A 26,090-nucleotide genomic window follows, 5' to 3' on the forward strand; every position below is an offset into this window, starting at 1 on the left:
GGACATGGTGTAGGGCCTCGATCTGCCAGTGGTCGCGGACGAGTCGGGCGAGCTGGGCCGGGGTGGTCTGCCCGGCGGTCAGGCTGGCGACTGCGTAAACGGTCGTGATCGTGGCTTTTCCGGTCTTGCGGGTCGGTGCGGCGGCGTTTGATCTGGACGGCCTGACGGGCGCCGGGGAAGAAGAGGTTGTTCACGGTGGCGACCTTGATCCGGCGGATCTCCGAGCGGCCGTGGCCGACACTGCGCCTGCCGAAAATGTCGTCCATGCACTCAGTAGCCTCTTCGACGGTGCGGCAGGATGGGCACACGTGCTGCACCGTCTCGCCTACCTGACCGTCACCAACCTGTTCCACTCTGCGGTAGCCCCATGGGCGTTCTCGCGGAACAGACGCAGGATCAGCACGCGGATCGAGCGGACTGTGGGTGGTCGGCCCGGAGTCGGCACAGAACCTGGCGGGGCGGGGGTGCCAGCAGAGCGGCTGGCAGCGCGCGGTCCACCGGGAAGAACTTGATCCGCTCCGCATTGAGTTGGCGCTCAAAGACGGTGAGCTGGTGGCGCAGGGCGAGGATCTCCGCGTCCTAGTCGCGGTCGACATCGACAGCAATCGCAGGGCGGCGCCGCCAATACATCCTCACCGTCATCGAACACGCCACCCGCCGCACCCGAATCCTCGGCACCACCGCACACCCCACCGCGACCTGGGTCACCCAAGCCGCCCGCGACCTGGCCATGGGCCTAACGGACACCAAAACCACTGTCACGTACCTGATCCGAGACCGGGACACGAAGTACCCCGCCCCCTTCGACGAGATGCCGAGCGAGCTCGGCATCCATGTCGTCCTCACCGGCATCCGCATCCCGCGCATGAACGCCATCTTGGGGCGCTGGGTCCAGACCTCCGCCAGGAACTCCTATCCGCACCCCTATTGGGCGGAACGTCATACGCACTTCGCGCTGCGCCGGTTCGAGCTGCACTACAACCTCCATCGTCCCCACCAAACGACTGATCAGGCAGCCCCGCTGCGCCGTCCCCGAACCGCTCACCCGCGCACAGATCGCCACCTTGACGTACGCCGAAGAGTCCGCCTCGGCAGAATCCTGCACGAATACCGACACGCAGCCTGAGCTGCAAGGATGGGGTTTTCGGCAGGCGCACTGTTGCGCGCGGCCTGTTACGCGCGGCCGATGACCTCGGCCGCGCCGTTCACCGTGACGCGTCGGCCCCGGCTGTCGGCAGATAGCGCGGCGCGCGCCAAGCCTTCAGCCGCTGCTCCACCGCGGCCCCCAGAGACAGGAGCTCGGCGTCCTGGTGGTCACCGGCCATCAGGAGCAGGCCGACCGGCAGTTCGCCCACAGACCCGGCGGGCACCGAGAGAGACGGATATCCGGCGACGGCCGCCGGCGTGGACGAAGGGATGACGTCGTTGTCGCCGCGCGCGCAGTCGGTCGTCCAGGCGGGCGGGTTCGTGGGCGCCGCGATGGCGTCCAGGCGATGGGTGGCCATGGTCTCGTCGAGGGAGCGCCGGGAGAGGTCCTTCAACTCGGCGCGCATGGCACGGTACTTGGGGTCGGTGGTGGGCGGCGCGGCGAGTGCCTGCTCGAACAGCTCCTGACCGGCGAAACAGGTCTGTTCCTCGGGGTGGGCACGGTTGAACTCGATCAGCTCGGCGAGGCTCTGGGGGCCCTTGCGCGTACCGAGGTAGGCGTCGATGTCCCGGTGGAACTCGCTGAGCAGCGCGGGGAATTCGAGTTCGGCGAGCCGCGCCTGGTAGGGGGGCGTCACCTCGACGACGACTGCTCCGGCCTTGCGCAGCTTCTTCGCCGTACGGGTCATCACGGCGTCCACGTCGTCTCCGAGCGAGGGCAGGCGCCACAGCCCGATCCGCTTGCCGCGAAGGCTGGTGCGGGCAAGGCTGGTTCGGGCGGCGTCACCGTACGAGCCCTTGCCCTCACTCAGCACGGACAGCGTGAGCTCGGCGTCGACCACATTGCGCGCCATGGGCCCGGCCGTGTCCTGCTCGGCTGAGATCGGGACGACGCCCGACTGGCTGACCAGGCCGAGGCTGGGCTTGTGGCCGACGACGCCGTTCATCCCTGCCGGGCACACGATGGAGCCGTCCGTCTCGGTGCCGATGGCGACCTGTGACAACGACGCGGCGAGCGCGGCGGCGGAGCCGGACGACGATCCGCACGGGTTCCGGTCGAGGACGTATGGATTATTGGTCTGCCCGCCCACCGCCGACCACCCCGAAGTCGGCTTGGCGGAGCGGAAGTTGGCCCACTCGGACAGATTGGTCTTGCCGAGGATCACCGCTCCCGCCTTCCGCAGCCGGGTCACCAGCGTGGCATCGGTGCCGGGCGGGCTCCCGGCGAGCGCGAGCGATCCGGCGGTCGTCGGCATGTCACGGGTGTTCACGTTGTCCTTGACCAGCACGGGGATACCGTCCAGCGGCCCCAGGGTCTTGCCGCGCCGGTGCCTGGCGTCGCTGGCGGCCGCCTGGCGCAGCGCTGTCGGGCTGGTGCGCAGCACCGAGTGAATCTTGCGATCGACGTCCGCGATCCGCCGCAGGTAGGCCCGGGTAAGCGCCGCCGAGGTCAGCGAACCGTCCGCCATGCGTGCCTGTAACTCCGGAATCGTCACGGTGTCCAGGTCCAGATCGACGCCGCGGCCCTCGACAGCTTGTGCACCGGTGTTCGGTACGCCCGTCAGAAGCGACCCCACGACGAGGGCGGCGGTCAGTGCGGCCATGCTCTTCTTCCTCATGCGGGTCAGCGGACTACACGAGCCGCGTCCGGCGCAAGGGTGCGGGGCTTCCACAGATCGCGGCACCCGCCGGGTTGGGCCACTCAGGTGACACCTCCGCCCCAGAGCGACAACCGTGCCCAGGGCGCCGAGAATCGCCCCGGTCAATCCCCATGCGGCGAGCGGCACCTTGTTGGACAGGGTGCGGATTTCAGGGCCCACGTACCGACTTCAGGTCCCCGATCCCAGCCGCCAACCCGCCGGCCAATCCCACGCTGACGTGGGTGACCTGCCACTGATGACCATCGCGTCGGTGGCCAGTCTGCGTGCCGTCTGCGTGCCGCCCCGAACGCAGCGACATCGCGCCGGTCCTGCGCCCTCTCTACGCTCTGCCGACTGGACACCGGTGGGATGCCGGGTGCCGGTGGTACCTCTGCCCGGCGAGGACGTCCGGGGTGATCGCCCCCCGCCACCACGTCTGCATCCGCGCCCACGGCACCGGCCTCCCGGAGGTCGCCAACTGGACCTGGACCGGTTGATGCCCCAGCCGCCGCTCGGCGGACAGTCGGCTCAGCTCTGGGCCGGGGTGAGCACCACGAAGTCCGCGTTCGACGGGTCGAGACAGACGGCCAAGCGGCCGACGCCCTCTGCGTCCTCCGGCCCCATCTGCACGCTGCCTCCGTTCTCGGTAACCTTCGCGACCGCCGCGTCACAGTCGGCGACGGCGAAGACCGGGTGCCAGTAGGGCCGCCCGTTCACCAGCGCAAGATCCTCTGTACGGAGCTGCATGAGGCCGCCCTGCATGCGCTCAGCGGGTAGCCCGGCGGGGGTGATGAGGGTGTACGTGCCACCGCCGCCCGGCAGCTCCATGTCGCTGAACTGCCAGCCGAACACTCCGCCGTAGAACTCCTGGGAGGCCGCGGCGTCGCTCGTGTACAGCTCGGTCCAGGTCAGCGAGCCCGGCTCGTCCGCCAGCTCGAAGCCCGAGTTCTTCCCCGGCTGCCAGACGGCGAACTGGCTCCCCAGCGGGTCGCTGTACTGCGCCATCCGACCCCAGTCGTCGAGGTCCCGCGGCGCCACCCGCACCGTGCCGCCCGCGCGCTCCACGGCCAGCGTCGTGGCGTCCGCGTCGGTGACGGTGTAATAGATCATCCAAGCCGAGCGCGCTCCCTCCTCGGTGAGCTTGCCGAGCCCGGCGACGGTCTTGCCGTCCTTCTTGAACATCCCGCCGTCCATGTCGTCCGTCTCGCCCATGGACTCGTACTCCCAGCCGAGCACCGCGCCGTAGAAGGCCGCGGCGGCCCGGACGTCCGGGGCACCGAGGTCGAGCCAACAGGGGGAGCCGGGAGCGAGGTCAGTAGTGATCACGGCGATTCCCTTCGCAGATCCTGTGTGGCACCAGCCTGGCACTCGGCACTGACAGTCGCGCGTCGATCGCCCGGTCATGCACCTGTGGTGGACGTACCGACGAGGGCCAGGGGCTGCGTGGCCGACCAGCGTCTCCCAGAGTTCGCGATAACCCACCGCCGTGACGGGAAGGGACCGGGTGCCCAAGACCGCCCTCAGCGCGGAGAGCACGGGAGCCGCATGGACGTCCCGGTGCGTGTCGACACCGAGGACGAGTTCACCGTCAGCAACTGGCCACGTTGGAGGCTGCCCTGTGGCGTGACCGGCCGCCCGGCGGCGTCAAGTCCGATGTGGCATCCACGTAGCCCCGGCGCCCGTGCCACGGAAGCCGGGCAGTGTCCTGATAGCCGCTGACTGGGCTACCCGCCCTCCCTGCGCTGCCCCTGGGAGACCCGATGACAGCCGGGATCACAAGCGCCAGCACAACAGCCCCTCCGGAACGAACCTACGGACGCCAGACGCAGCAGCGCGTGCCCGAACGAAATCCGCACCGAAGGTGCCGGTCCCTCCACCGCGGCTCGGCCAAACCCGACAGGTCCCGTCAAGCGATTGGCAGTAGCCAGCCGCAGTGGTCGGGTGGGCCGCGGTGGCTATCCCCCCGGCGAGGAGAGCGCGGCGGCGACATGCACATCCCGATGCGTGTCCACGCCTAGGGCAACCTCACCCTCGATCGGTGTGGGCTGGCAGGCTGCAGGGGTGCTGGGCGTACTGGTCATGCGATCGTCATCGCCCAACTGGACCCGCAGACCAAGGGCATCGCGTTCAAGAAACCGGTGTGGCCCGAAGGCGAGCCCCGCCCCAACTGCCGGGAGAAGGCGAGGTAGGAGCCCGGCGAACCAGCAAGGTCAGGAACCCGTCGTCGACGAGCTGCTTCTAAAGCCCAGGCGAGCGGCGTGCTTGCCACCGACACCTCCACGTCGACGCCATCGCACTGCACAGGCTCGACCGGGCACCGGCATCGACATCGCCCTGGACCGTCTGAGCACCGACCGTTCGATGAAGTCCCGTTCCGTACTCTCCGGTGTCCTGCGCCACCCGGCCCTCGACGAGGACCGACGATCCCGCGCCGTCGACAGTGCCCTGAGCCGGCTCGAAGAGCACGACATGGGGCCGAAGGCACGTCCGGTCATCGAGGATCTGCCCTCTCCCCGCGCTCTCGCCGAACATCCAACAACCACCACCGATGAAAACCGGCATACCACCCAACCGGAATCGGACATGGGGTCAAAGATTCGCACGGCCCCATACCCCGGCCGCCGGATACGGGGCCACCGCTCCCGACCCCACCCCCAGTGGGAGCACGCCCGACCAGCGGCAAGAGCGCAAGCACATACCCCTGAAGCCACCCGATTGACGGGGAGCCGCAGGTAACAAAACGGACACCGATGTGAACGCGCGCGCAAGAAACCGAACATGTGCGCAGCGGCCCGAGTGGGAGCAAACAGGTAAGGGGACACGTGGGAGCGTGCTCCCGCTCCCCGCTCCCACCTGGGAGCGACCGGAAAACAGAAAAAGGGCCGTTCGAAAACGGCCCTTCACCTGCGACGTTCGAAAGTTCGAACAGTCGGGACGACAGGATTTGAACCTGCGACCCCTTGACCCCCAGTCAAGTGCGCTACCAAGCTGCGCCACGTCCCGTTGCCCGTTTGACCTGGGGTTTCCCCCGGCCGAGCGCGCACCGAAACAATACCGCACTCCAGCCGGTGATCGCTCACGCCTTTCCCGGGCTGTTGACCTCAAGCGGGCTTGAGGTTGCACGCTCGGTGGCATGACGACGACAACGGAACGTGCGTACAGCCGTGGATACGCGGATCTGGCGGGGCTCATGGGGCTGATGACCGGGGACGAGAAGCACGGGCCCGCCGCCACCTCCACCCTCGATGTCCTCTGGGTGCTCTACGACCGCGTGCTCAGGGTCACACCCGAACGCGTGGACGACCCGCAGCGCGACCGGTTCCTGCTCTCCAAGGGGCACGGGCCCATGGCCTACTACGCCGTCCTCGCCACCAAGGGCTTCGTGCCCGTCGACTGGCTGGAGGGGTTCGGGGGCTATGACTCCCCGCTGGGGCACCACCCCGACCGGCTGCTCGTGCCGGGGGTCGAGATCGGGAGCGGGTCGCTCGGGCACGGGCTGCCGCTCGCCGTCGGGACGGCGCTGGGGCTCGGCGCCCAGGGGATCACCGACCCACAGGTGTGGGTGCTCGTGGGGGACGCGGAGCTCGACGAGGGCAGCAATCACGAGGCCATCGCCTTCGCCGGGCCCTCCGGGCTCGAGCAGCTGCACACCGTCGTGATCGACAACGCCTCCGCCCGGCACGCCAGGCCCGGCGGCATCGCCGCCCGCTTCGAGGCCGCCGGATGGTCCGCCGCAACCGTCGACGGGCGTGATCACGATGCACTGTACGCCGCCTTCACCGCCCCGCATCCGGGCCGGCCGCGCGTGGTCGTGGCCCGGGTCGAGCCGAAGGGCCAGGTGAGCGAGCCCAAGGTCGCCTGACCCCACTCCCCCTCGCCCGTTCCCGCACCGCCCGCTTTCTCTCGGAGGTACCTCCCCCATGGACACCATGCGTGATCGATTCGCCCCCGTCGTCTCCCGGCTGCTCGACGAAGACCCCCGTGTCGCCGTCGTCCTCGCCGAGATCGGGGCGGACGGGTTCAAGGACACCCAGCGCAAGCACCCCGACCGGGTGATCAACGTCGGCATCCGGGAGCAGCTGCTCGTCGGGGCCGGCGCCGGGCTCGCTCTCGCCGGGATGCGTCCGGTGGTGCACACCTTCGCCAGCTTCCTGGTGGAGCGGCCCTTCGAGCAGCTCAAGCTGGACTTCGGGCATCAGGGAGTGGGCGGAGTGCTGGTCAGCGCCGCCGCCTCGTTCGACTGGCCCGCCGGTGGCTTCACGCACATGTCGCCGGGCGATATCGCACTGCTCGACACCCTGGACGGCTGGACCGTGCATGTGCCGGGGCACCCGGACGAGGCGGAGACGCTGCTGCGGCACGCCGTCGCCGCCGGGGACGACAAGGTGTACGTCCGGCTCTCCGTGCAGTCCAACGCGCGCGGCCTCGATGTCGACGGTGTCCGATTCCGGCAGGTGCGGGAAGGACGTGGCGGGGTCGTCGTCGCCGTCGGGCCCATGCTCGACCATGTACTCGCCGCGACCGACGGGCTCGATCTCACCGTTCTGTACGCGACCACAGTGCGGCCCTTCGACGCCGACGTGCTCCGGGAGGCCGTCGCGGCGGCCACCGCCGATGTAGTGATCGTCGAGCCGTACCTGGCCGGGACCTCCACCGCCGCCGCGAACGACGTACTCGCCGACATCCCGCACCGGGTGCTCGGCCTCGGTGTCGGACGGGCCGAGCTGCGCCGCTACGGGCAGATCGACGAGCACATGGCCGCGCACGGCCTCGACGCGCGCTCGCTGCGTGAGCGGATCAGCAAGTTCTTGGGGGCGCGGGCGCTCGTGCCTGCGAGCTAGCACCCCCCAGCCCTCCGCCCCCATCCGCGTCGTCTACTCCGTCGGCGGCACCCCCAACTCCGGGTAGGCGTCCAGGAGTCGCGTGGGTGCCGCCTGGCGCCAGGAGTCCGCCAGGATGTCCTTCAGCTCCGCCGCGTCCAGCGCCGACAGGCGGGCCCGCACCCACGCGAACATCGCCTCGTGGTCCGCGATCCAGAACTTCTCGGGCTCGGCGAGGACCAGTTCGTCACGCTCCTCCTTCGGGCACCGCACGGCGATGGACGTCTCGTCCTCCGGCAGCGTGGCGAACATCTTTCCCGCCACCCTGAAGGTGGGCATGCTCCAGGCGATCTTCTCCGTCGTATCCGGCAGGGCCAGCGCGATCCGGCGTACGTCGTCGCCTGTGACATGGGCTTTCGCATGAGCTCGAGACATGCCAAGAACCGTAACCAACGCCACTGACAACAGCCCGCCGAACGCCCGGGCAGCTCAGCCACCGCCCGCGCTTCACGGCACCCGCTTGTCGAGCCAGGCCCGCAGATCCTCCTGAACCTCATCCCGGTTCGTCTCGTTGAGAATCTCGTGGCGCGCCTCCTCGTACCCCTTCCAAGTGAGGTCGCGCACGCCCACGTACCGGAAATCCTCGAGGAGTTCATGGACCAGCGTCATGCCCTGGTTGCAGGGGTCGGCGGTGCCGACCGCGATGTGGACCGGCAGGTCCGCCGGGATCCTGGCCAGGTTCCGCGGATCGTTGATCTTGCGCACGGCACGCACCCAGTCCAGGCAGAGCCCGGCGGCGAACGGGAAGCCGCAGCGCTCGTCCGCGACATACACGTCGACCTCCGCCTCGTCGCGCGAGAGCCACTCGAAGCCGGTGCGGTGCGGATACGGGTCGTTGAAGGACGCGAACAGCTCGGGGAGGTAGGCGGAGAGGGCCGTACGGCCGGTGTCGGCGATCTCGCGCTCCAGGCGGATGATCGACTCCTCGGTCTCGACTCCGGGCAGCGAGCGGAAGGTCCCGGAGAGGATCAGGCCCGCGAGGCCGTCGGCGTACTCCTGTGCGTAGTCCCTGGCCAGATGCGAGCCGAGGCTGTGGCCGAGCAGGAAGAACGGGGTCGCCGGATACAGCGCGCGCACCTGGTCGCCGATCGCCCGGAGGTCGTCCACGATGGCGCGCCAACTGTCCTCGGAGGACGGTCCGGTCACTCCGTAGCCGCCGGTCGCCTGGGCGGTGGCGCCGTGGCCGCGGTGGTCGGAGGCGATGACTCCGTAGCCGTGCGCCGTCAGGTGGCGGGCGAACCGGTCGTAGCGCAGGGCGTGTTCGCCCGCGCCGTGCGCGATCTGCACGAAGGCGCGCGGCCTGCCGCCGTCCGGCAGCCAGGTGTAGGTGGCGACGGGCACGCCGTCGGCCGCGTTCATGACTCCGGAGGTGTACGTGGCGGGGGTGTACGTGGCGGGGGCGGGCGCTTCGACGTTGTCAGGCATGGGCTGGCTCCCGTGGACGGCTTCGGTTGCGGCACGCGACGTCACTTCCGACGTCATCTGAAATCTGTCGTCTGAAATCTGTCATCTGTCATCTGTCATCTGTCAGCCGTCACAGCGCGGTCGCACGGCTCACGGCTCACGACTCCCCAGTAGTCCCACCCTCCCCCCACCCTCAGAGCCTCACACGTCCCACGCCAGTCCCCGCCGACCCATTGACCCTCCGTCAGAGCGGCTCCTACGCTGAGCAACGCGCACGAGAAAGCGCTTTCTAGCACGTACGCCTACGTCACACTCCGCGCACCGCAACTCGCACTCACCGCACACCCGGCTACCGGCAGCCGTCCACCCGCCCAGCCCAGGGAGCGCCATGAGTCCCACGAGTTCCACGAGTTCCACGAGTTCCACGAGTCCCACCGTGCCGAGAACGAGAACCAGAAGGGGAACCAGAACCAGAGCGGGCACGCGTCCCGCCGCACTCGGACCCCTGCTCGCGTCCAGACCTCTCCTCGCCGTCACCGCCCTCCTCGCCCTCGTCATCGGTCTCTGCCTCACCGCCCCGCCCCGCGCGGCGGCGCAGGTGGAGCCGGCGCCCGTGGCCGCCCCATTCCGTGTCCTCGTCTTCTCCAAGGTCACGAACTTCGCCCATGACTCGATCCCCGCGGGCATCGAAGCGATCAAGAAGCTCGGCAGCGAGCACGGCTTCGAGGTCGAGGCCACCGACGACGCCGCCGCCTTCACCGACGCCAATCTCGCCCGCTTCCAGGCGATCGTCTTCAACAACACCAACTCCACGCCCGAGAAGGGCGATCTGCTCGACGCCGAGCAGCGCGCCGCCTTCCAGAAGTACGTGCGCGCAGGCGGCGGCTGGGTCGGTCTGCACGCGGCGTCGGCCAGTGAGCGCGACTGGAGTTGGTACGAGGGTCTGGTCGGCGCGATCTTCGACAAGCACCCTGAGGTGCAGACCGGCCGGATCAAGGTCCTGGATCACGCGCACCCTTCCACCAAGGGTCTTCCCGAGCTCTGGGAGCGTACGGAGGAGTGGTACAACTGGCGCACCAATCCCACGGGGAAGGTGCACACGCTCGCCCAGGTGAAGGTGCGCGACGGTGTCAGCGGGCTCGACGAGGGCGTCGACCAGCCGTGGTCCTGGTGCCAGAACTATGACGGGGGCCGTTCCTGGTACACGGCCGGCGGCCACGCCAAGTCGGCGTTCCAGGAAGAGGGTTTCCTCAGGCATCTCCTCGGCGGCATCGAGTGGGCCGCGGGCACCAAGCCGGGTGACTGCACCGCCACCAAGACCGGTGCCTTCCAGCGCACCCCGCTCGCCACGAACGATCTGGCGGATCCCTTCGAGCTGGCCGTCGCCCCCGACCGCCGGGTGTTCTTCATCCAGCGCACCGGCAAGGTCAAGATCATCGACCAGGAGACGCTGAAGGTCTCCACGGCGCTCGACTTCGACTACACCCCGGAGATGACGAGCCAGTCGGACGGGCTGCTCGGTCTCGCGCTCGACCCGAAGTTCAAGGACAACCACTGGCTCTATCTCCTGAACTCCGACAAGACCGAGAAACGCATCAATCTGTCCCGGTTCACCGAATCGGGCGGCAAGGTCGATCCCGCCACCGAGAAGCGCCTGTTGACCATTCCCACGTGGCGCGGCGAGGGCCGGGCGAACTCGCATATGGCGGGCTCCATCGCCTTCGACAAGAAGGGCGATCTGTACGTCGCCACGGGTGACAACACCGACCCGTTCGCCTCGGACGGGTTCTCTCCCATCGACGAGCGTGAGGGCCGCCGGGCCTGGGATGCTCAGGGCACTTCGGGCAATACGAACGACCTGCGTGGAAAGGTCCTGCGGATCACGCCGAAGGACGACGGGACGTATTCCGTGCCGGAAGGCAATCTCTTCGCGCCCGGAACGGACAAGACGCGTTCCGAGATCTATGTGATGGGGCTGCGCAATCCCTTCCGCATCACCACCGATCCGCTGAGCGGCGCCCTGTTGATGGCGGACTACGGTCCCGACGCGAAGGCCGCCGTCGCGAACCGCGGCCCCGAGGGCACCGTCGAGTACAACCGCATCACCCAGGCAGGCAATTACGGCTGGCCTTACTGCATCGGCGACAACACCCCGTTCAATGACTACGACTTCGCGACGAAGACGTCGGGTGCGAAGTTCGACTGTGGAAAGCTCGTCAACGACTCGCCGAACAATACGGGCCTCAGGGACCTGCCGCCCGCGCAGCCCGCGAAGGTCTGGTACGCGTACTCCGCCTCCAAGGAGTTCCCGGAACTCGGTACGGGGGGCGGTGGTCCGATGAGCGGTCCCGTCTACGACTTCGACGCGGCGAACACGTACAAGACCAAGTTCCCCGAGTACTTCGAGGGAAAGTGGTTCAACTACGAGCTGACGCGGCAGTGGTTCAAGGTCTTCTCGATGCAGGAGAAGGACCAGACGTTCACCGATCCGCGCTTCCAGCCGGCCAAGTCCGGTGATCTCCAGTCGATCAACTCCATTTTCCCGGACATGAAATGGAACCAGCCCTTCGATGCCGACTTCGGTCCGGACGGTGCGATGTACGTCATCGACTTCGGGCTCGGCAGCGGTACGGGCCGGGGCGGCAGCAATGAGGGTGCGGGCATCTACCGCATCGACTACGTGGCCGACAAGCGGCTGCCGGACGCCCGCGTCACGGCCACTCCGGACAACGGGAAGACGCCGCTCGAAGTCCAGTTCTCCAGCAAGGGGTCGGGGCTGCCGGACGGCAAGCCCGTGACGTACGCGTGGGACTTCGACGGTGACGGCACGACCGACTCGACCGAGGCGAACCCGACGCACACGTACACCGAGAAGGGGCAGTTCAGCGCGCGGCTCAAGGTGACCGGGCCGGGCGAGCTGAGCGGTCTCGCGGTGCAGGAGATCACCGTCGGGAACACCCGGCCGGAGGTGACGGTCCAACAGCCGCCGAACGGCGGGACGTTCAGCTTCGGGGACACGATTCCGTTCACGGTGAAGGTGACCGACAAGGAGGACGGGCCGATCGACTGCAAACGGGTCGTCGTCCAGTCGCAGCTCGGGCACGACACGCATCTGCATCCGCTGGACAACTACACCGGCTGCACGGGCGAGATCGTGACGGACGCCGGTGACAGCCACGGTCCCGGCCAGAACCTGTACTACGGGATCACCGCCCAGTACGAGGACAAGGGCGCCGACGGTGTCCCCGCCCTGACCGGTTCCGCCTCCCTGACGCTGCGGACCTCCTTCCGTGAGGCCGAGCACCGCACCGCGACCGGCGGCGCGCATGAGGGTGCCGTCATCGGTGACCGCGCGGACGCGTCCGGCGGCAAGCGGCTCATCGAGATCGAGGACGGCGACTGGGTCTCGTTCGACCCGGTGCACCTCAAGGGTGTCGACTCCGTGACGGTGGGCGCGGCTTCGGGCGGGCTCGGCGGCGACATCGAGTTCCGCGCGGGGTCGCCCACGGGTGAGCTGCTCGGCAAGGTGAGCGTGCCGAACACGGGCGGCTGGGGCAACTTCGTCTCGCCGACCGCCGAACTGGCCGACCACGACGGGACGACGAAGCTGTACGCCGTCTTCACCAACCCGGAGTGGTCGCCCGAGAAGGCCGATCTCCTGACGCTCGACTGGCTGCACTTCAACGGCCCCGGAGTCGAGAAGAACACCGGCGCGAAGGTGACGGTCAAGGCGGACCCGGACAGCGGCACGGCGCCGCTCACGGTGAAGCTCACGAGCACGGTGAAGCTCTCCGAGGGCCGCACGGCGGCCTCGTACCACTGGGACTTCGGCGACAACTCCAGGCCCAGCGGTACGGAGAGCGGCAGCGCCGAGCACGCGTACGCGCGCGCGGGGTCGTACACGGCGCATCTGACGGTCACCGACGACAAGGGCGACACGACGACCGGCGCGGTCCGGATCACGGCGAAGTGAGGGGTCAGCCATGAAGAGCAGTGGCCTGAAGAGTGGCGGTCTGAAGAGTGGCGGTCTGAAGAGTGGCGGTCTGAAGAGCAGTGGTTTGAAGCGTGGTCCGTACGGAACCAGGCGGGCCTTTCTGGGTGCGTCACTGGGGCTCGCGGCAGCCGCCGCCACCGCCCTGCCCGCGCGCGCGGACGACGCCTCCGGGCGCCGGCGGCGCATCCCGCGCGGCGGCATCGGCATGCACCTGTACACGATGCGCGATGTCCTCGCGAAGGACTTCGCGGGCACCCTGGAGCGGCTCGCCGAGATCGGGTACGCGACGGTCGGCGTGAGCGGCCGGCACGGGCACGGTGCGGCGGACATCCGGCGGATGCTCGACGCGGTGGAGCTGCGGGCGGTCCTGGAGCATGTCTCGTACGACACGCTCAGGGGCGGCGGGCTGTCTCAGGCCCTCGCGGATCTGCACACGCTGGGCGCGAAGTGGCCGGTGGTGCCGAGCCTGCCCGGCGCGCTGCACACGCCGGCCGGATTCCGGGAGGCGGCAAGGGAGTTCAACCGGATCGGGCAGGCGTCGCGCGACGCGGGGCTCGGGCGGCTGCTGTTCCACAACCACGGCACGGACCATGCGGTCGTGGACGGGACGAGCCTGTACGACATCCTCGTCACGGAGACCGACCCGGAGCTGGTCGGCTTCGAGCTGGACGTGTACTGGGCGGCGAAGGGCGGTGCTGATCCGGCGACGTACTTCGTACGTCATCCGCGTCGTTTTCCCGCGCTCCATGTGAAGGACATGGCGCCGGACGGCGGTTTCGCTGATGTCGGCTCCGGGACGCTGGACTTCGCGGCGATGTTCCGTCCCGCGCATGTGGGCGGCGTCAGGCAGTGGCTGGTGGAGCACGACAGCCCGGCCGATCCGTTCGCCACGGCGCGCAACAGTTACGCGTATCTGGCGGCGTTGCGGTATTGAGGGTGCCGTGCGGGCGGCTGGGCTCTCGTTGTCGGGGCCCAGCCGCAGGCGCGTCGGGCAGCGGCCACTTTGTTGAGCACTGCCTTCTTAAAGAAGAGCCGCGTCACGCCACCTTCTTGAAGAAGAGCGTCGTCGGGTGCAGTTCCCCGGTCGGGTCCGCCGCGAAGTCCGGGATCACTCCGGCCTCCGTCCATCCCTCGGCGCGGTAGAGGGATTCGGCGGGGCTGCCGGTCTCGGTGTCGAGGATCAGGAGGGTCACGTCCGCGTCGGTGGCGGCACGCTCCGCGGTGGCCAGGAGCGTGCGGGCGAGGCCCTGTCCGCGTGCCGAGCGGTGGACCATCAGCTTGAGGATCTCGGCACGGTGTCTGCCGTTGGGCTTGTCCGTGAAGCCGAGGCTGATGGTGCCCGTGATTCCCTCCGGGGAGCGTGCGGCCCAGACGGCGAGGCGGTTCTCCGCCACCGCCGGGGCCAGGCTCCGCCACCAGTCGGCGGCGGCCTCGCGGTCGAACGGCGCGAGGAAGCCGAGGGAGGCGCCGCCGTTCACGACGTCGGCGAAGAGGTCGGCCAACTCGTCGGCGGCGGCGTGGAGTTCGGTGGCGGAGAGGCGCGCGACGGTGGAGCGGGTCGGAGCCGTCATCGTGCGACCACCACCAGCGCGTACCGCACGGCCTGTTCTTCCGGGCAGCGGAACCGTGTCGGCCCCCACAGCCGGAAGCGCAGGCAGTCCCCGGTCCCGAGGCGGTGCGGCTCGTCCTGGACGGTGACCTCCAGGGACCCTTCCAGCACCCAGATGTGCTGTTCGAGGCCGGGCACGGGTGGGCGGTCGTAGACGACGTCGGCGCCCGGTTCGAGGCGGCCCTCGACGAGTTCGCCGCGCAGCCCCGCGTGTGGCGGCGACACCGACCGGCGTACGAAGCCGGAGGCGCCGTCCTTCCATACGCCCTGCTCGGCGGCGCGGACGAGCTGTGCCGGCTCCGCCTCGACCTCGCTCAGGAGCTGCGACATGGTGCGTTCGTAGACGGCGCACAGTCGGTTGAGGAGGGCGGCGGTGGGGCTGATCTCCGCGCGCTCGGCCCGCGACAGGGTGGAGCGGCTCACCCCGCTGCGGTCCGCCACGTCGCCGAGCGACCAGCCGCGTTCGGCGCGCAGCTCGGCGAGGCGGGCGGCGAGCCGCTCGTCGACGTCATCGTGTTCCATATTCGGCACGCTATCCCGGATATGAAACAGACGGCAACCATGATCCTGGCCTCACTCGTGCGCCGACGCGGCCCCCAGGAGATCCCGGATCCGCCCCGTGGCCTCGCTGAACTCGGCCGTCGCCAGCGTCGTCGCGTATGAACGCTCCGGCGGCAGACCGACGTCGATGATCTCCGTGACAGTGCCGGGGCGCGGGCTCATCACGACGACGCGGTCCGCGAGATAGACGGCCTCGGCGATCGAGTGGGTGACCAGGAGGACCGTGGTGCCGGTCTCGCGCCAGATCCGGTTCAGCTCCACGTTCATCTGCTCGCGCGTGAGCGCGTCGAGCGCTCCGAAGGGCTCGTCCATGAGCAGCACGGGCGGCTCGTGGAGGAGCGCGCGGCAGAGGGCGACGCGCTGCTGCATGCCGCCGGAGAGTTCGTGCGGATAGGCGTCCTCGAAGCCGTCGAGTCCCGTCATCCGGATCAGATCGTCGGCACGCGCGCGTGCCTGTACCGCGGGGATCCTGCGCATCTCCGCCTGGAGCAGGATGTTGCGCCGCGCGGAGCGCCAGTCGAGCAGGGCGGCACGCTGGAAGACGTATCCGATGTCCCGGCGTGGGCCCCGCACCCGTTCACCGCCGAGGAGCACGTCCCCCGACGAGGGCCCGAGCAGTCCGGCGACGAGCTTGAGGAGGGTGGACTTTCCGCAGCCCGAAGGGCCGACGATCGCCACGAACTCGCCCGCCGCGACATCGAGGGAGACCTCGTGCAGCGCGGTGACGTCCTTCTTCTTCGTACGGAAGCGGACGGCGACGTCGTCGAGGCGTACGGCGGACGCCGCTCCCGCGTCCCGCGTCGCCGCTTGTGTCCCGTCGCTCGCCGCGCGTGTCCCGTCGCCCGCCGCGCGTGTCCCGTCGCTCGTCTCGCTCATTCCGAGAGTCGCTTCCTTCGCCATTCCCCTGCCGCCCCTCAGCCCTTGATCCCCTTGGCCGCGTCCCAGTACTCCGCGACGGGCTTGGCGTCCTTGACCATGCCGGCCTCCGCGAAGACGTCGATGGTCTGCTGCCAGTCCTTCTCGGTGTTGGCTCCCGGCGCCTTCCCCTCTGTGGCGTCGGTGTGCAGCAGTGTCAGCGTGGTCTTGAACTGCTCGGACAGCACGGATTCCGGGGGCAGTTGCTCGGAGGCGCCCTCCATGGCGGCGACCGCGGGCTCCGGGTTCTTCTCGGCGGCGGCCCACGACTCGCTGACGGCGGCGGTCATGCGCTTGGCCAGATCGCCCCTGCCCTCAAGGACCTTGGCGCCGGCGATCAGGCCGTTGGAGTAGAAGTTCAGGCCGTTCTCGGAGAAGCGCAGATACGAGACGTCCTTCTTCGCCTTGTTCTGCATGGTGGGCCCCTGGTCGCTGGCGTAGCCGAGCAGCGCGTCCGTCTTGCCGGAGATCACGGCGGCGATCTTGCCCGCCGGGTCGGTGTTCTGGACCTTGACGTCGGAGACCTCCATGCCGTTCTTCTGCAGGAAGATCGGGAAGGTCTTGGTGAGCGCGTCGCCGGCCGTGCCCGCGATGGTCTTGCCCTTGAGGTCGGCGGGCGACTTGACGCCCTGCGCCGCGAAGGACTGCACGGAGGCAGGAGTGGTCTGCAGGAAGACCCCGAGGCTCTTCACCTTCACGCCCTGGTCGACGCCCGCGAGCACGGCGGGGGTGTCGGCCCAGCCGAAGTCGGTCTGCCCCGCGCCGGTGGCCTGCACGGTCTTCTGTGAGCCCTGGCCCGCCCTGATCTCCAGGTCGATGCCGTGCTTCTCGAAGATCTTCTGCTTCGCGCCGTAGTAGAACGGCGCGTGTTCGCCGTACGGATACCAGTTGAGGGTCAGCGTCACCTTGTCGAGCTTCTTGCCGGAGTCACTGGTGCTCGTCTTGTCGTCGTCACCGCCGCAGGCCGTCGCGGTCACCGCGACGAGCGCCAGGGGGACGAGGCCGGTGAGCAGTCTGCGCGCGTGCATGGGACGGCCCTTCTCGCGTACGGGGATCATGGCTGGGGGGGGAGGTGTTGCCGTCAGTACGTGGTGGCGGCCACGTCCCTGCGGCTCGCGTGCCACGGGAGCAGCAGCTTCTCGGCGATCTCGACGAGCACGAAGAGGACGACGCCGATCAGTGACATGACGAGGAGGCCCGCGAAGAGCATCGGGGTGTCGAGGTTGCCGTTGGCCTGGAGGATCACATAGCCGAGGCCTTCGTTGGCGCCGACGAACTCGCCGACGACGGCTCCGGTGACGGCGAGCGTGACGGCCACCTTCAGGCCCGAGAACAGATGCGGCAGCGACGCCGGGAAGCGGATCTTGAGGAAGGTCTGCCAGGGCCGGGCGCCCATGGTGGCGGAGAGCTGGAGCATCTCCGGGTCGACGGCCTTGAGTCCGGTCACCATCGAGATGACGACGGGGAAGAAGGCGATGAGCACGGCGATCAGGATCTTCGGGGCGATGCCGAAGCCCAGCCAGACCACGAACAGCGGGGCGATCGCGATCTTCGGCACGACCTGGGCGAAGAGCAGGATCGGATAGAGGGTCTTCTCGACGGTCGTCGAGTAGACCATGACGACGGCGGAGAGGATGCCGACTCCGACGGCGATGGCGAAACCGAGCAGGGTCTCGTACGTGGTGACCCAGGTGTGCTGCCAGAGATAGTCGCCCTTGTCGACGAGGACGTCGAGCGTGGCGCCCGGCGAGGGTACGAGGTAGGCCTCGACCATCGCGGTGGCGGCGATGAACCACCAGACGCCGAAGCAGACGAGCAGCAGGGCGAGCGGGCGCCAGCTCTTCTCGGCGGCCTCGGCGGTGCGCTGCCGAAGCGTGGGGCGGCTGCGCTCGGCAACGCCCGCCGCCTTGGCGGGCGTTGCCTGCAGTGCGCTCTGGCTCACGGTGAACTCCCCTGGCATTCGGCGAACTTCGGAGGCAGTCGCGGAGCTTCGGACGGCGCTGCGATCGGCCGGTCCGATGGTGCGGAAAACGCTTTCAGAAAGCGCTTTCTGATAAGGTGTCAGCCACGCTAATGACTGGCTCGGCGCAGGGTCAAGAGGTCGGCTCGAAGTTTCGCGGTGCGAGGCGAGGGGGCGCGGTGCGCGATCGGGAACACGGAGTCCATGTCACCCTGCACGCGGTGGCCCGCACCGCGGGGGTCTCGCCCGCCACCGCGTCACGCGCCCTGAACGGCACGACGCGGGTGCGCGACGACCTGCGGCGCCGGGTGCTCGACGCGGCGGAGCAGCTGGGCTACATCCCCAACGCCCATGCGCAGGCGCTCGCCAGCGCCTCCAACAACACGGTCGGCGTGATCTGCCACGACGTCGGCGACCCCTACTTCGCGGCGATCGCGAGCGGAGTGATGGCGGCCGCCGCCGAGCAGGGGATCCTGGTGATGCTCGCCAGCACGTTCCGCGCCCCGGCCCAGGAGATCGCGTACGTGTCGATGCTGCGGGCGCAGCGGGCCCGCGCGATCCTGCTGATCGGCTCCGGCTTCCAGGACCCTTCCTGGGAGCGGTCGTTGGAGTCGGAGCTTGCCCCCTATATGCGGGACGGCGGCCGGGTCGCCGTCGTCAGCCGGCACCGGGGGCTGCGTGTCGACACGGTGCAGCCGGAGAACCGGGAGGGCGCGGCGGACCTCGCGCGGGCGCTGCTCTCGCTGGGCCACCGGGAGTTCGCCGTACTGACCGGTCCCGAGCGGCTCACCACGGTCGCGGACCGCCTTGCCGGGTTCCGCGACGCGCTGGCCGAAGCGGGGGTCGGGCTACCGCCCGAGCGGGTCGTGGAGGGCGCGTTCACCCGGGCGGGCGGTCACGCGGCGGCGGTCGAACTGCTGGCCGGCGGGCAGCGCCCGACGTGCGTCTTCGCGGTGACCGACGTGATGGCGGTGGGGGCGCTCGGCGCACTGCGCGAGCGGGGCCTGCGGGTCCCCGAGGACATCTCCCTCGCGGGCTTCGACGACATCCCCCTGGTCGCGGAACTGGCCCCGCCGCTCACCACGGTGGCGCTGCCGCTGACGCGGATGGGGCGGGACGTGATGGCGCTGGCGTTGCGGGAGCGGGGGGTTCGGTCGCGGGTGGAGCGGGTGCGGGGGGAGGTGGTGTTGCGGGCCAGTACGGGCAGCGCCCCGAAGGGGCACGGGGCTGCGGCATCCGCGGCTCCGCCGCGGGGGCGCGAACAGCCACCACGCACCCGCGCATGAGACGGTCCGTCTCACCCCCATTCCCCCGCCGCCGCCCGCAGATGCTCGGCCATCGCCTGCGCCGCCGCCGACGCCGGACCGTCCTTCACGCCCCAGGCCAGCAGGAGTTGGCGGCGGGCCCAGGGGTCCTGGAGTTCGCATACGTCCAGGGGCTGGCTGGGGTCGATCGCGCGGCGGGGTACGACCGCGAGGCCGACTCCGGCCGCCGCGAGGGAGACGACCACGTTGAGGTGGGCGACGCTGGTGCGGTGCCGGGCGACCGGTGCGTGCGCCGGAAGGTGCTTCTCGATCCAGCGCCCCAGCGAGGAGTCGGCGTCGACGCCGACCAGCGGGTGCTCGGCGGCCTCGCTGTAGGTGAGCGCGGTCCGCCCGGCGAGGACCCCGCCTGCCTGGCCGATGACGACGAGGGAGTCGTCGCCGAGCGGTTCCATCTCCAGGCCCCGGTCGCGCGCCTCGTCGTCGACCACGACCCCCAGCTCCGCCTCGCCGTTCGCGAGCTTACGCACCGTCTGCGGGGTGCGCCGCTCGGAGACCTCGACGTCGACGTCCGGGTGCGCCCTGAGGAACGAGATCAGCGCCCGCGGCACAAGCCGGTGCATCGCGGAACCGCCGGCCAGCAAAGTCAGCGGAGCCGTCGGCGGCGTGGTGTAACCCGCGACGGCGCTCTCCAGACGCACGGTCTGGGCGATGACCTCGCGCGCATGGCGGGCCAGCGTCGTGCCCGCCGGGGTGGGCCGCACGCCGCGGCGGCCCCGGATCAGCAGCTCCACGCCTGCCTGGTGCTCCAGCGAGCGGACGCGGGCGCTGGCCGACGGCAGGCTCAGATGCGTCCGGCGGGCGCCCGCAGTGATCGAACCCTCGGCCACGATGGCGAGGAACAGCCGAAGATCGTCGAGGTCGTAGCGCATCTGGCGCAGCATAGGCGCCGGTCAGCCTCTGTTCCAGCCTTAGGCTGGGTACACCGATTACGCATTGTGGAGCGGGCCGTCACCGGGCGATGCTCGTCCGGATGTCCGAGATACTGCTCGTCCTCGCAGCCGGTGTCGCCGCCGGAGCGCTGAACTCCGTCGGTGGCGGCGGCACTTTCGTGGCGCTGCCCGCCCTGGTCGCCGTCGGCCTGCCCCCGGTCACGGCGAACGCGTCGTCGACCATCGCCCTGGTCCCCGGCGCCGTGGTCAGCGGATGGGTCTACCGGCGCGAAATGGCCCCGGTGGGCCCGGCGTCGACGCGTGCCCTGACCACTGTCAGCGCGGTGGGCGGCGCGCTCGGCGCCGTCCTGCTGCTGACCCTGCCCGCGGCCTCGTTCGACGCGGCGGTGCCCTGGCTGCTGGCCTTCGCCACGCTGGTCCTCGCCTTCGGGCGGCCCTTGTCGCGGGCGCTGACCAGCGCGCTCGGCCGCCCGGTGGGCATGGGCTCCCGCGCCGTCCTGATCGGCCAGTTCCTGCTCGCGCTGTACGGCGGATACTTCGGCGGAGCCGTAGGCATCGTGATGCTGGCCGTGTGGAGCATCGGCCTCGGACTCGACACGGCGACCGGCAATCCGATGCGGGTCGCGCAGATCGCGGCGATCAATCTCAGCGCGACGGCGCTGTTCCTGGTCGCCTCGGACGCGCTGAACGCCCCGCTGGTGCTCACGGCCATGCTGGTGGGCGCGGTGGCCGGCGGCTTCACCGGCGCCCACCTCGCACGCCGGCTCTCCGCGCGGCTGCTGCGGGGCATCATCCTGACCGTCGCCGTGACGATGACGGTCCTGTATTTCCTGCGCGGCTGAGGGCGGAGCGAACATGAGGGAAGACGCATCCGGATCCGCCGCTTCGTACGCCCGCACGGCTCGGGCCCGGCTCGTTGCGGCGTACGCGGCCTACGAGTTGGCCGACCTCGCGCGCACCGCCGTCCCGGTCGGCGCGCACGAGCTGTGTCCGGACGGGACCGTCCACTCCCCCGGTGCCGTACTGGCCGAAGCGGCCCAACTGCTCAGGTCCGCCCGGCAGTTGCTGGAAGACGCCGCGGTCTTCGAGCGGGTCGGCGGCGCGAGCTGGCAGCTCGTCGGGGATGTCCTGGGCGTGTCGGCGCAGAGCGCCCGTGTGCGATTCGCGCCGGCCGAGGATCTCTTCCGGCAGGATTCCGACTGCGCCCGCGGCGCGGCGAGCTGGTGGTCGGCGTACCTGGCCGAAGCCCCGCAAGAAGCCGCCCGCGACCTCGACGACTGGGTGCTGCGGCACATGGACGGCGACGGAGACGGCCTCGGCGCCGAGCCGGTGTCCGGCGGCCTTGCGCGCAGATCCCCGAAGAGGGGGTCTTGACGTGCGGCGGGGCCTTCGCGTGGCCAGCTCTTCGGCTGTGGCACCCCAACTGACCTCCCGGAGGCAGACCTCAGGGCCGCCGACGACCATCTGCCGGTGTCGGCGGCCCTGCGGGTCCCGGCCGCGGGACGGCGGCCTACGGGCGCTGCCTCACCCGGTCGACGATCCCCCAGTCCACTACGTGCGACAGCTGGACGTACTTCTTCTTCCCGTCAGCCGAGATCCGCTCGTCACGGAAGCCCAGGAATTCATACGACTCCGGGTCGAAGATCAGGTACTTGCTCTTGTAGGACCCACGCCCGGTATGGGCGATCCCCACCCCGGTCCGCCCGGCGGAGTCCTTCACTCCCGGGATGGTCTTGACGCCGGGCACGACGGCCAGCGCCTCGTACGCCGCGGGGCGCAGTCCCTGGGGCAGCACCGGGTTCTTCAGGAGCTCGCCGAGCAGCCAGTAGGCCTCGTACCGATCGGGCTTGTCGAGATCGCTGATCGACCGGTCGTCGGACCCGCTGCGGGAGCCTGAGGAGAGGATGGCCAAGATGAGCTTCTCCGGGTCCTGGGGCAGCTTCTTCAGCTCGCTCCACTTCCGGGGCGGCCACACCCCGCCGCCCTTCCCCGCGGGCTCCTCCCACATCTCGCGGCCCAGTTCCATGGACAAGGAGCGCTTGGAGACGTCCACCGAGTCCCACATCTCGTCGGTGTAGCTCTTGACCTTGCCGGTCTTCTGCTCCGTCTCCTTGATGATCCGCTTCGAGTAGATGAACTGGTCGTCGCGCGGCGCCACCGGCTCCTTCTCCTGCTCGCGCTCCCACTCCGCCGCCCCGTTCAGCACCGTCGCGGCGGCGTTCTCCACCCGCGGGGTGCTCGTGCCCGGTGTGCCGCCCTCGCCGGAGCCGTCCGTGCCGATCAGCACCGCCGTCCCCGTGACCGCCGTGGCGACCGCTGCGGCCGCCGCGAGGCGCAGTGCATGGCGGCGGCTGGGGCCGGTGCCGGTACCGGTGCGCTGGTCCTCGTGGGCCATCGCGTTGAGCAGCCGGTGCCGGGCCCGGTCCCGGGCCGGACCGGTGAGCGGGGCCGCGTCCGCGTCCCACTCCCTCAAGAGTTCGAGTTCGTCACTCATGGTCGGATACCTCTCGCAGTGCCGTCGGATTGGATCCGCCCAGTGCTTCGCGCAGCTTGCTGCGAGCTCGGTGCAGCCGTGATCTGACCGTGCCCACGGGGATACCGAGGGCCTGGGCCGCCTCCCCGTAGCCGAGATCCCCCCAGGCCACCAGCAGCAGCACGTCCCGGTGCCGAGCGGGCAGCGCGGCCAGCGCCGCCGCCAGCTCGCGGCGTACGGCCCCCGCCACCACCCGGTCCGCGGCCCGGTCGGCCAGCGGCTCGTCGTGGTCGGCGGGGGCCGGGACCCGGGCCATGGCCTTGAACCGGCGGGCCTCGGCCCGCCGGTGCCGGCCGACCAAGTTGGTCGCTATGCCGAACAGCCAGGGCCGGGCGTCGGTGCCCGCGCCGCGGGCCGGGTCGTAGCGATGCCGCTGCTGGAATGCGGCGGTGAAGGTCTCCGCCACGAGGTCATCGGCGACCTCGCCGCCGAGGCGGCGGGCCACATAGCGGTGCACGGCGTCGGCGTGCCGGTCGAAGAGCGCGGCGAACGCCTCTGGCTCATCCCGGGACCGCGCGATCACTGAGGCGTCGCTCTCCGCATCGGCACGCGCGGTGTCGATGCCGACGCCTGGTCCGACGGTCATCGGGGCTCCTCTCGTCCAGGGGACGATGCTCGAATACTTGGGCTTTCACCTGTCCTTCGCCGATCGCGCCGAAGCGGTTCCCTCTCCTTGCCGGGCCCCGGCGTCGAACTCCACACCACGCGCTTCGCCGTCGAAGCCGTTGAGGCCGTCGAAGCCGTCGAAGCCGTCGAAGCCGTCGAGGCCGTCGAAGCCGTCGAGTCGGGCAAGGTGGCTGACACGGGTGCGGTCGAGCGGGTGGCCGTTCCATCAGTCATCGAGGCGCTCGACCGACCAGGCGCGTGCGGAACCCGGACAGCTCCAGGGCATCGAACACGGGATTATCCGGCTCCAGGCCTCGAGGCTCCAGGCCTCGGCGAACTCGGCGTGCGCGAACGAGTCGCCCGGTTCGTCACGGACCCGCACGGCACAAGCCGGCGGGATCGGTGACAGAGCGCTTGCCGATACTCCAAGAGGGCAGGCACCGACCAGGTCCTACCCCGCCGCCTCCCCCAAGGCGTCAAGGACCGGACGGATCAGCGGATGCTCCTCCGCCCCGCACCGCACCGCCGCGAAGACCCGGCGGGTGGGGGCCACGCCGTCCACCGGGCGGATCACGACGCCGGAGAGGTCCATGCCCCGCAGCGCGGAGCGCGGCACGAGGGCGACGCCCACGCCCGCCGAGGCGAGGGCGACGACCGCGCGGAAGTCGTCCGACCAGTGTTCGAGGAGCGGCTGGAAGCCCGCCGCCTCGCAGGCGAGGATCACCACGTCATGGCAGGGGTTCCCGGCGAAGGGGCCGATCCACGCGTCCTTGGCCAGCTCCGCGAGCGGCACCCGCTCGGCGTCCGCGAGGCGGTGCGTCACCGGGAGCACCGCGTCGAAGGGCTCGGCGTAGAGGGGGACGCGGGTGAGCCGGGGGTCGTCGGCGCCGGGTGCGCCGCGGTACTCGACGGCCACCGCGACATCCACCTGCCGGTCGAGCACCATCGGCAGGCTCGCGTCGCCCTCGGCGTCCTGGACCCGCACCCTTATGCCGGGCGCCGACGTGGCGAGGCGGGCGAGGGCGGGGCCGACGACCAGGCCGATGCCGGTGGCGAAGGACGCCACGGTCACCGTGCCCGCCGCTCCCGAGCTGTACGCGGCGAGCTCCGCCTCGGCCCGCTCCAGCTGGGCGAGGACCGCGTTCGTGTGGGCGAGCAGGATCTCGCCGGCGGGCGTGAGGCTCACCCCGCGCGCGCCCCGCTCGACGAGGCGGTGACCCGTCTCCTGCTCCAGGGCGGTCAGCTGCTGGGAGACCGCGGACGGGGTGAGGTAGAGCGCGGCGGCAGCGGCCGTCACGGTGCGGTGGTCGGCCACCGCACGGAGGATGTGCAGCCGCCGCGCTTCGATCATGCGGCCAATTCTCCCAAACCGGCCGCCCCTGTGACACCAAGGGCCCCGCTGGCGGCCCTAGGCACCCGCGGCGTCCAGCTCCGCGCGGGCCGCCACGAACGCGTCCACCGCGCGGTTCACGTCCTGTGTGGAGTGCGCGGCCGACAGCTGCACGCGGATACGGGCCGCGCCCTGCGGCACCACCGGGTAGGAGAAGCCGATCACGTACACGCCGCGCTCCAGGAGCAGCTCGGCCATCCGGCCCGCCACCGAGGCGTCGCCGATCATGACCGGGGCGATCGCGTGGTCGCCCGGGAGGATGTCGAAGCCCTCCTCGGTCATCCGGGAGCGGAACAGCGCGGTGTTCTCGGCGAGCCGCTCGCGCAGGTCGCCCGCGGACTCCAGGAGGTCGAGGACCTTCAGGGAGGCCGCGGCGATCACCGGGGCGAGCGTGTTCGAGAAGAGGTACGGGCGCGAGCGCTGGCGCAGCAGCGCGACGATCTCCGCGCGGGCCGCGACGTAGCCGCCCGAGGCACCGCCGAGCGCCTTGCCCAACGTACCCGTGATGATGTCGACGCGGTCCATGACGCCGTGCAGTTCGGGGGTGCCGCGGCCGCCGGGGCCGACGAAGCCGACGGCGTGCGAGTCGTCGACCATCACCATCGCGTCGTAGCGCTCGGCGAGGTCGCAGATCTCCCGGAGCGGGGCGACGTACCCGTCCATGGAGAAGACGCCGTCGGTGACGATGAGCTTGCGGCGGGCGCCGCCTCCGGCGGCCTCCTTCAGCTGCTGCTCCAGGTCGGCCATGTCACGGTTGGCGTACCGGAAGCGGCGGGCCTTCGACAGCCGGATGCCGTCGATGATCGACGCGTGGTTGAGCGCGTCGGAGATGACCGCGTCCTCCGCGCCGAGCAGCGTCTCGAAGACGCCGCCGTTCGCGTCGAAGCAGGAGGAGTAGAGGATCGTGTCCTCCTGGCCGAGGAACGCGGAGAGGCGCCCCTCCAGCTCCTTGTGCACCTCCTGCGTGCCGCAGATGAAGCGGACCGAGGCCATGCCGTAGCCCCAGCGGTCGAGCGCCTGGTGGGCGGCGGCGACGACCTCGGGGTGGTCGGCGAGACCGAGGTAGTTGTTCGCGCAGAAGTTCAGTACGTCACCGGGGCGGCCCCCCGCCGTGACGGCGACGGTGGCGGACTGCGGGGTGCCGATGACGCGCTCGGGCTTGTGCAGTCCCGCGGCGGCGATCTCGTCGAGGGTGGCCTGGAGATCGTCGCGTACGGAGTCGAACATGGTGACTTCC

The 26,090-nt window shown here is 70.2% G+C and carries 22 protein-coding genes, 1 tRNA gene and 1 pseudogene; 9 read left to right on the forward strand and 15 right to left on the reverse strand.

Annotated elements, in window-relative coordinates:
- Positions 1-1,205: 1,205 nt before the first annotated feature.
- From ACIBKX_RS09085 to ACIBKX_RS09095, 3 genes are all read right to left on the reverse strand, one after another.
- Complete coding sequence (locus ACIBKX_RS09085; protein ID WP_363271214.1) at positions 1,206-2,765, reverse strand: amidase; 1,560 nt, start codon at positions 2,763-2,765, stop codon at positions 1,206-1,208.
- A 549-nt stretch (positions 2,766-3,314) separates the two neighbouring features.
- Positions 3,315-4,112 (reverse strand): VOC family protein, encoded by a 798-nt coding sequence (locus ACIBKX_RS09090; RefSeq protein WP_363271215.1) that lies wholly within the window; start codon positions 4,110-4,112, stop codon positions 3,315-3,317.
- 1,603 nt (positions 4,113-5,715) lie between these two features.
- A tRNA-Pro gene (locus ACIBKX_RS09095) sits at positions 5,716-5,789 on the reverse strand.
- Positions 5,790-5,919: 130 nt separating this feature from the next.
- Between ACIBKX_RS09095 and ACIBKX_RS09100 the strand changes: the two genes are divergently transcribed.
- Positions 5,920-6,648: a transketolase gene (locus ACIBKX_RS09100; RefSeq protein WP_363271216.1), complete on the forward strand. Its 729-nt coding sequence runs from the start codon at positions 5,920-5,922 to the stop codon at positions 6,646-6,648.
- Positions 6,649-6,706: 58 nt separating this feature from the next.
- On the forward strand, positions 6,707-7,627 hold the full coding sequence (locus ACIBKX_RS09105) for a transketolase C-terminal domain-containing protein (RefSeq protein WP_363271217.1): 921 nt from the start codon (positions 6,707-6,709) through the stop codon (positions 7,625-7,627).
- Between the two features lie 33 nt (positions 7,628-7,660).
- Here the strand turns inward: ACIBKX_RS09105 and ACIBKX_RS09110 are convergent, their stop codons facing one another.
- Entirely contained in the window at positions 7,661-8,041 is a 381-nt protein-coding gene (locus ACIBKX_RS09110) for an MmcQ/YjbR family DNA-binding protein (RefSeq protein WP_363271218.1), read from the reverse strand.
- A 72-nt stretch (positions 8,042-8,113) separates the two neighbouring features.
- Complete coding sequence (locus ACIBKX_RS09115; RefSeq protein ID WP_363271452.1) at positions 8,114-9,025, reverse strand: alpha/beta hydrolase; 912 nt, start codon at positions 9,023-9,025, stop codon at positions 8,114-8,116.
- A gap of 433 nt (positions 9,026-9,458) precedes the next feature.
- On the opposite strand from ACIBKX_RS09115, the gene ACIBKX_RS09120 reads away from it, so the two are divergent.
- Both ACIBKX_RS09120 and ACIBKX_RS09125 read left to right on the forward strand, forming a co-directional pair.
- On the forward strand, positions 9,459-13,043 hold the full coding sequence (locus ACIBKX_RS09120; protein WP_363271219.1) for a ThuA domain-containing protein: 3,585 nt from the start codon (positions 9,459-9,461) through the stop codon (positions 13,041-13,043).
- A 10-nt stretch (positions 13,044-13,053) separates the two neighbouring features.
- Positions 13,054-13,998, forward strand: a complete 945-nt coding sequence (locus ACIBKX_RS09125; RefSeq protein WP_363271220.1) for a sugar phosphate isomerase/epimerase — start codon at positions 13,054-13,056, stop codon at positions 13,996-13,998.
- Positions 13,999-14,101: 103 nt separating this feature from the next.
- Here ACIBKX_RS09125 and ACIBKX_RS09130 read toward each other — a convergent pair whose 3' ends face one another.
- The 5 genes from ACIBKX_RS09130 to ACIBKX_RS09150 are packed head-to-tail and all read right to left on the reverse strand — an operon-like array spanning position 14,102 to position 18,109.
- A complete protein-coding gene (locus ACIBKX_RS09130) occupies positions 14,102-14,635 on the reverse strand; it encodes a GNAT family N-acetyltransferase (protein ID WP_363271221.1) in 534 nt (177 codons plus the stop codon).
- Entirely contained in the window at positions 14,632-15,195 is a 564-nt protein-coding gene (locus ACIBKX_RS09135) for an XRE family transcriptional regulator (RefSeq protein ID WP_363271222.1), read from the reverse strand. Before ACIBKX_RS09135 ends, ACIBKX_RS09130 begins: the two co-directional genes overlap by 4 nt.
- A gap of 51 nt (positions 15,196-15,246) precedes the next feature.
- Positions 15,247-16,110 carry an ABC transporter ATP-binding protein gene (locus ACIBKX_RS09140; RefSeq protein ID WP_363271223.1) on the reverse strand — a complete coding sequence of 288 codons (864 nt, stop codon included), beginning with the start codon at positions 16,108-16,110 and terminating at the stop codon, positions 15,247-15,249.
- 38 nt (positions 16,111-16,148) lie between these two features.
- On the reverse strand, positions 16,149-17,177 hold the full coding sequence (locus ACIBKX_RS09145; protein ID WP_363271224.1) for an ABC transporter substrate-binding protein: 1,029 nt from the start codon (positions 17,175-17,177) through the stop codon (positions 16,149-16,151).
- A 53-nt stretch (positions 17,178-17,230) separates the two neighbouring features.
- Positions 17,231-18,109, reverse strand: a complete 879-nt coding sequence (locus ACIBKX_RS09150; RefSeq protein ID WP_399375713.1) for an ABC transporter permease — start codon at positions 18,107-18,109, stop codon at positions 17,231-17,233.
- A gap of 179 nt (positions 18,110-18,288) precedes the next feature.
- Here ACIBKX_RS09150 and ACIBKX_RS09155 point away from each other — a divergent pair, with 179 nt between their 5' ends.
- Positions 18,289-19,395 (forward strand): LacI family DNA-binding transcriptional regulator, encoded by a 1,107-nt coding sequence (locus tag ACIBKX_RS09155; protein WP_363271226.1) that lies wholly within the window; start codon positions 18,289-18,291, stop codon positions 19,393-19,395.
- Positions 19,396-19,406: 11 nt separating this feature from the next.
- On the opposite strand, the gene ACIBKX_RS09160 is transcribed toward ACIBKX_RS09155, so the two are convergent.
- Entirely contained in the window at positions 19,407-20,303 is an 897-nt protein-coding gene (locus ACIBKX_RS09160) for a LysR family transcriptional regulator (protein WP_363271227.1), read from the reverse strand.
- A gap of 101 nt (positions 20,304-20,404) precedes the next feature.
- On the opposite strand from ACIBKX_RS09160, the gene ACIBKX_RS09165 reads away from it, so the two are divergent.
- From ACIBKX_RS09165 to ACIBKX_RS09175, 3 genes and pseudogenes are all read left to right on the forward strand, one after another.
- The gene (locus ACIBKX_RS09165) at positions 20,405-21,166 is read left to right on the forward strand and encodes a sulfite exporter TauE/SafE family protein (protein ID WP_363271228.1); all 762 of its coding nucleotides are present in this window, start codon (positions 20,405-20,407) and stop codon (positions 21,164-21,166) included.
- A gap of 13 nt (positions 21,167-21,179) precedes the next feature.
- Positions 21,180-21,698 carry a hypothetical protein gene (locus ACIBKX_RS09170; protein WP_363271229.1) on the forward strand — a complete coding sequence of 173 codons (519 nt, stop codon included), beginning with the start codon at positions 21,180-21,182 and terminating at the stop codon, positions 21,696-21,698.
- A 24-nt stretch (positions 21,699-21,722) separates the two neighbouring features.
- Positions 21,723-21,824, forward strand: a pseudogene (locus ACIBKX_RS09175) (endonuclease); the annotation flags it as partial.
- Positions 21,825-21,834: 10 nt separating this feature from the next.
- On the opposite strand, the gene ACIBKX_RS09180 reads toward ACIBKX_RS09175, so the two are convergent.
- Together ACIBKX_RS09180 and ACIBKX_RS09185 are read right to left on the reverse strand one after the other, a co-directional pair.
- Positions 21,835-22,818: a CU044_5270 family protein gene (locus tag ACIBKX_RS09180; RefSeq protein WP_363271230.1), complete on the reverse strand. Its 984-nt coding sequence runs from the start codon at positions 22,816-22,818 to the stop codon at positions 21,835-21,837.
- Complete coding sequence (locus tag ACIBKX_RS09185; protein WP_363271231.1) at positions 22,811-23,443, reverse strand: RNA polymerase sigma factor; 633 nt, start codon at positions 23,441-23,443, stop codon at positions 22,811-22,813. Before ACIBKX_RS09185 ends, ACIBKX_RS09180 begins: the two co-directional genes overlap by 8 nt.
- Positions 23,444-23,530: 87 nt before the next feature.
- On the opposite strand from ACIBKX_RS09185, the gene ACIBKX_RS09190 reads away from it, so the two are divergent.
- On the forward strand, positions 23,531-23,869 hold the full coding sequence (locus tag ACIBKX_RS09190) for a hypothetical protein (RefSeq protein ID WP_363271232.1): 339 nt from the start codon (positions 23,531-23,533) through the stop codon (positions 23,867-23,869).
- A gap of 45 nt (positions 23,870-23,914) precedes the next feature.
- Here ACIBKX_RS09190 and ACIBKX_RS09195 read toward each other — a convergent pair whose 3' ends face one another.
- Positions 23,915-24,814 (reverse strand): LysR family transcriptional regulator, encoded by a 900-nt coding sequence (locus ACIBKX_RS09195; protein WP_363271233.1) that lies wholly within the window; start codon positions 24,812-24,814, stop codon positions 23,915-23,917.
- A 57-nt stretch (positions 24,815-24,871) separates the two neighbouring features.
- Positions 24,872-26,080, reverse strand: coding sequence for a glycine C-acetyltransferase (locus tag ACIBKX_RS09200; RefSeq protein WP_363271234.1), 1,209 nt, complete (start codon positions 26,078-26,080; stop codon positions 24,872-24,874).
- Positions 26,081-26,090: the final 10 nt, after the last annotated feature.

The sequence above is a fragment of the Streptomyces sp. NPDC050658 genome (assembly GCF_044457025.1).
GTDB lineage: Bacteria > Actinomycetota > Actinomycetes > Streptomycetales > Streptomycetaceae > Streptomyces.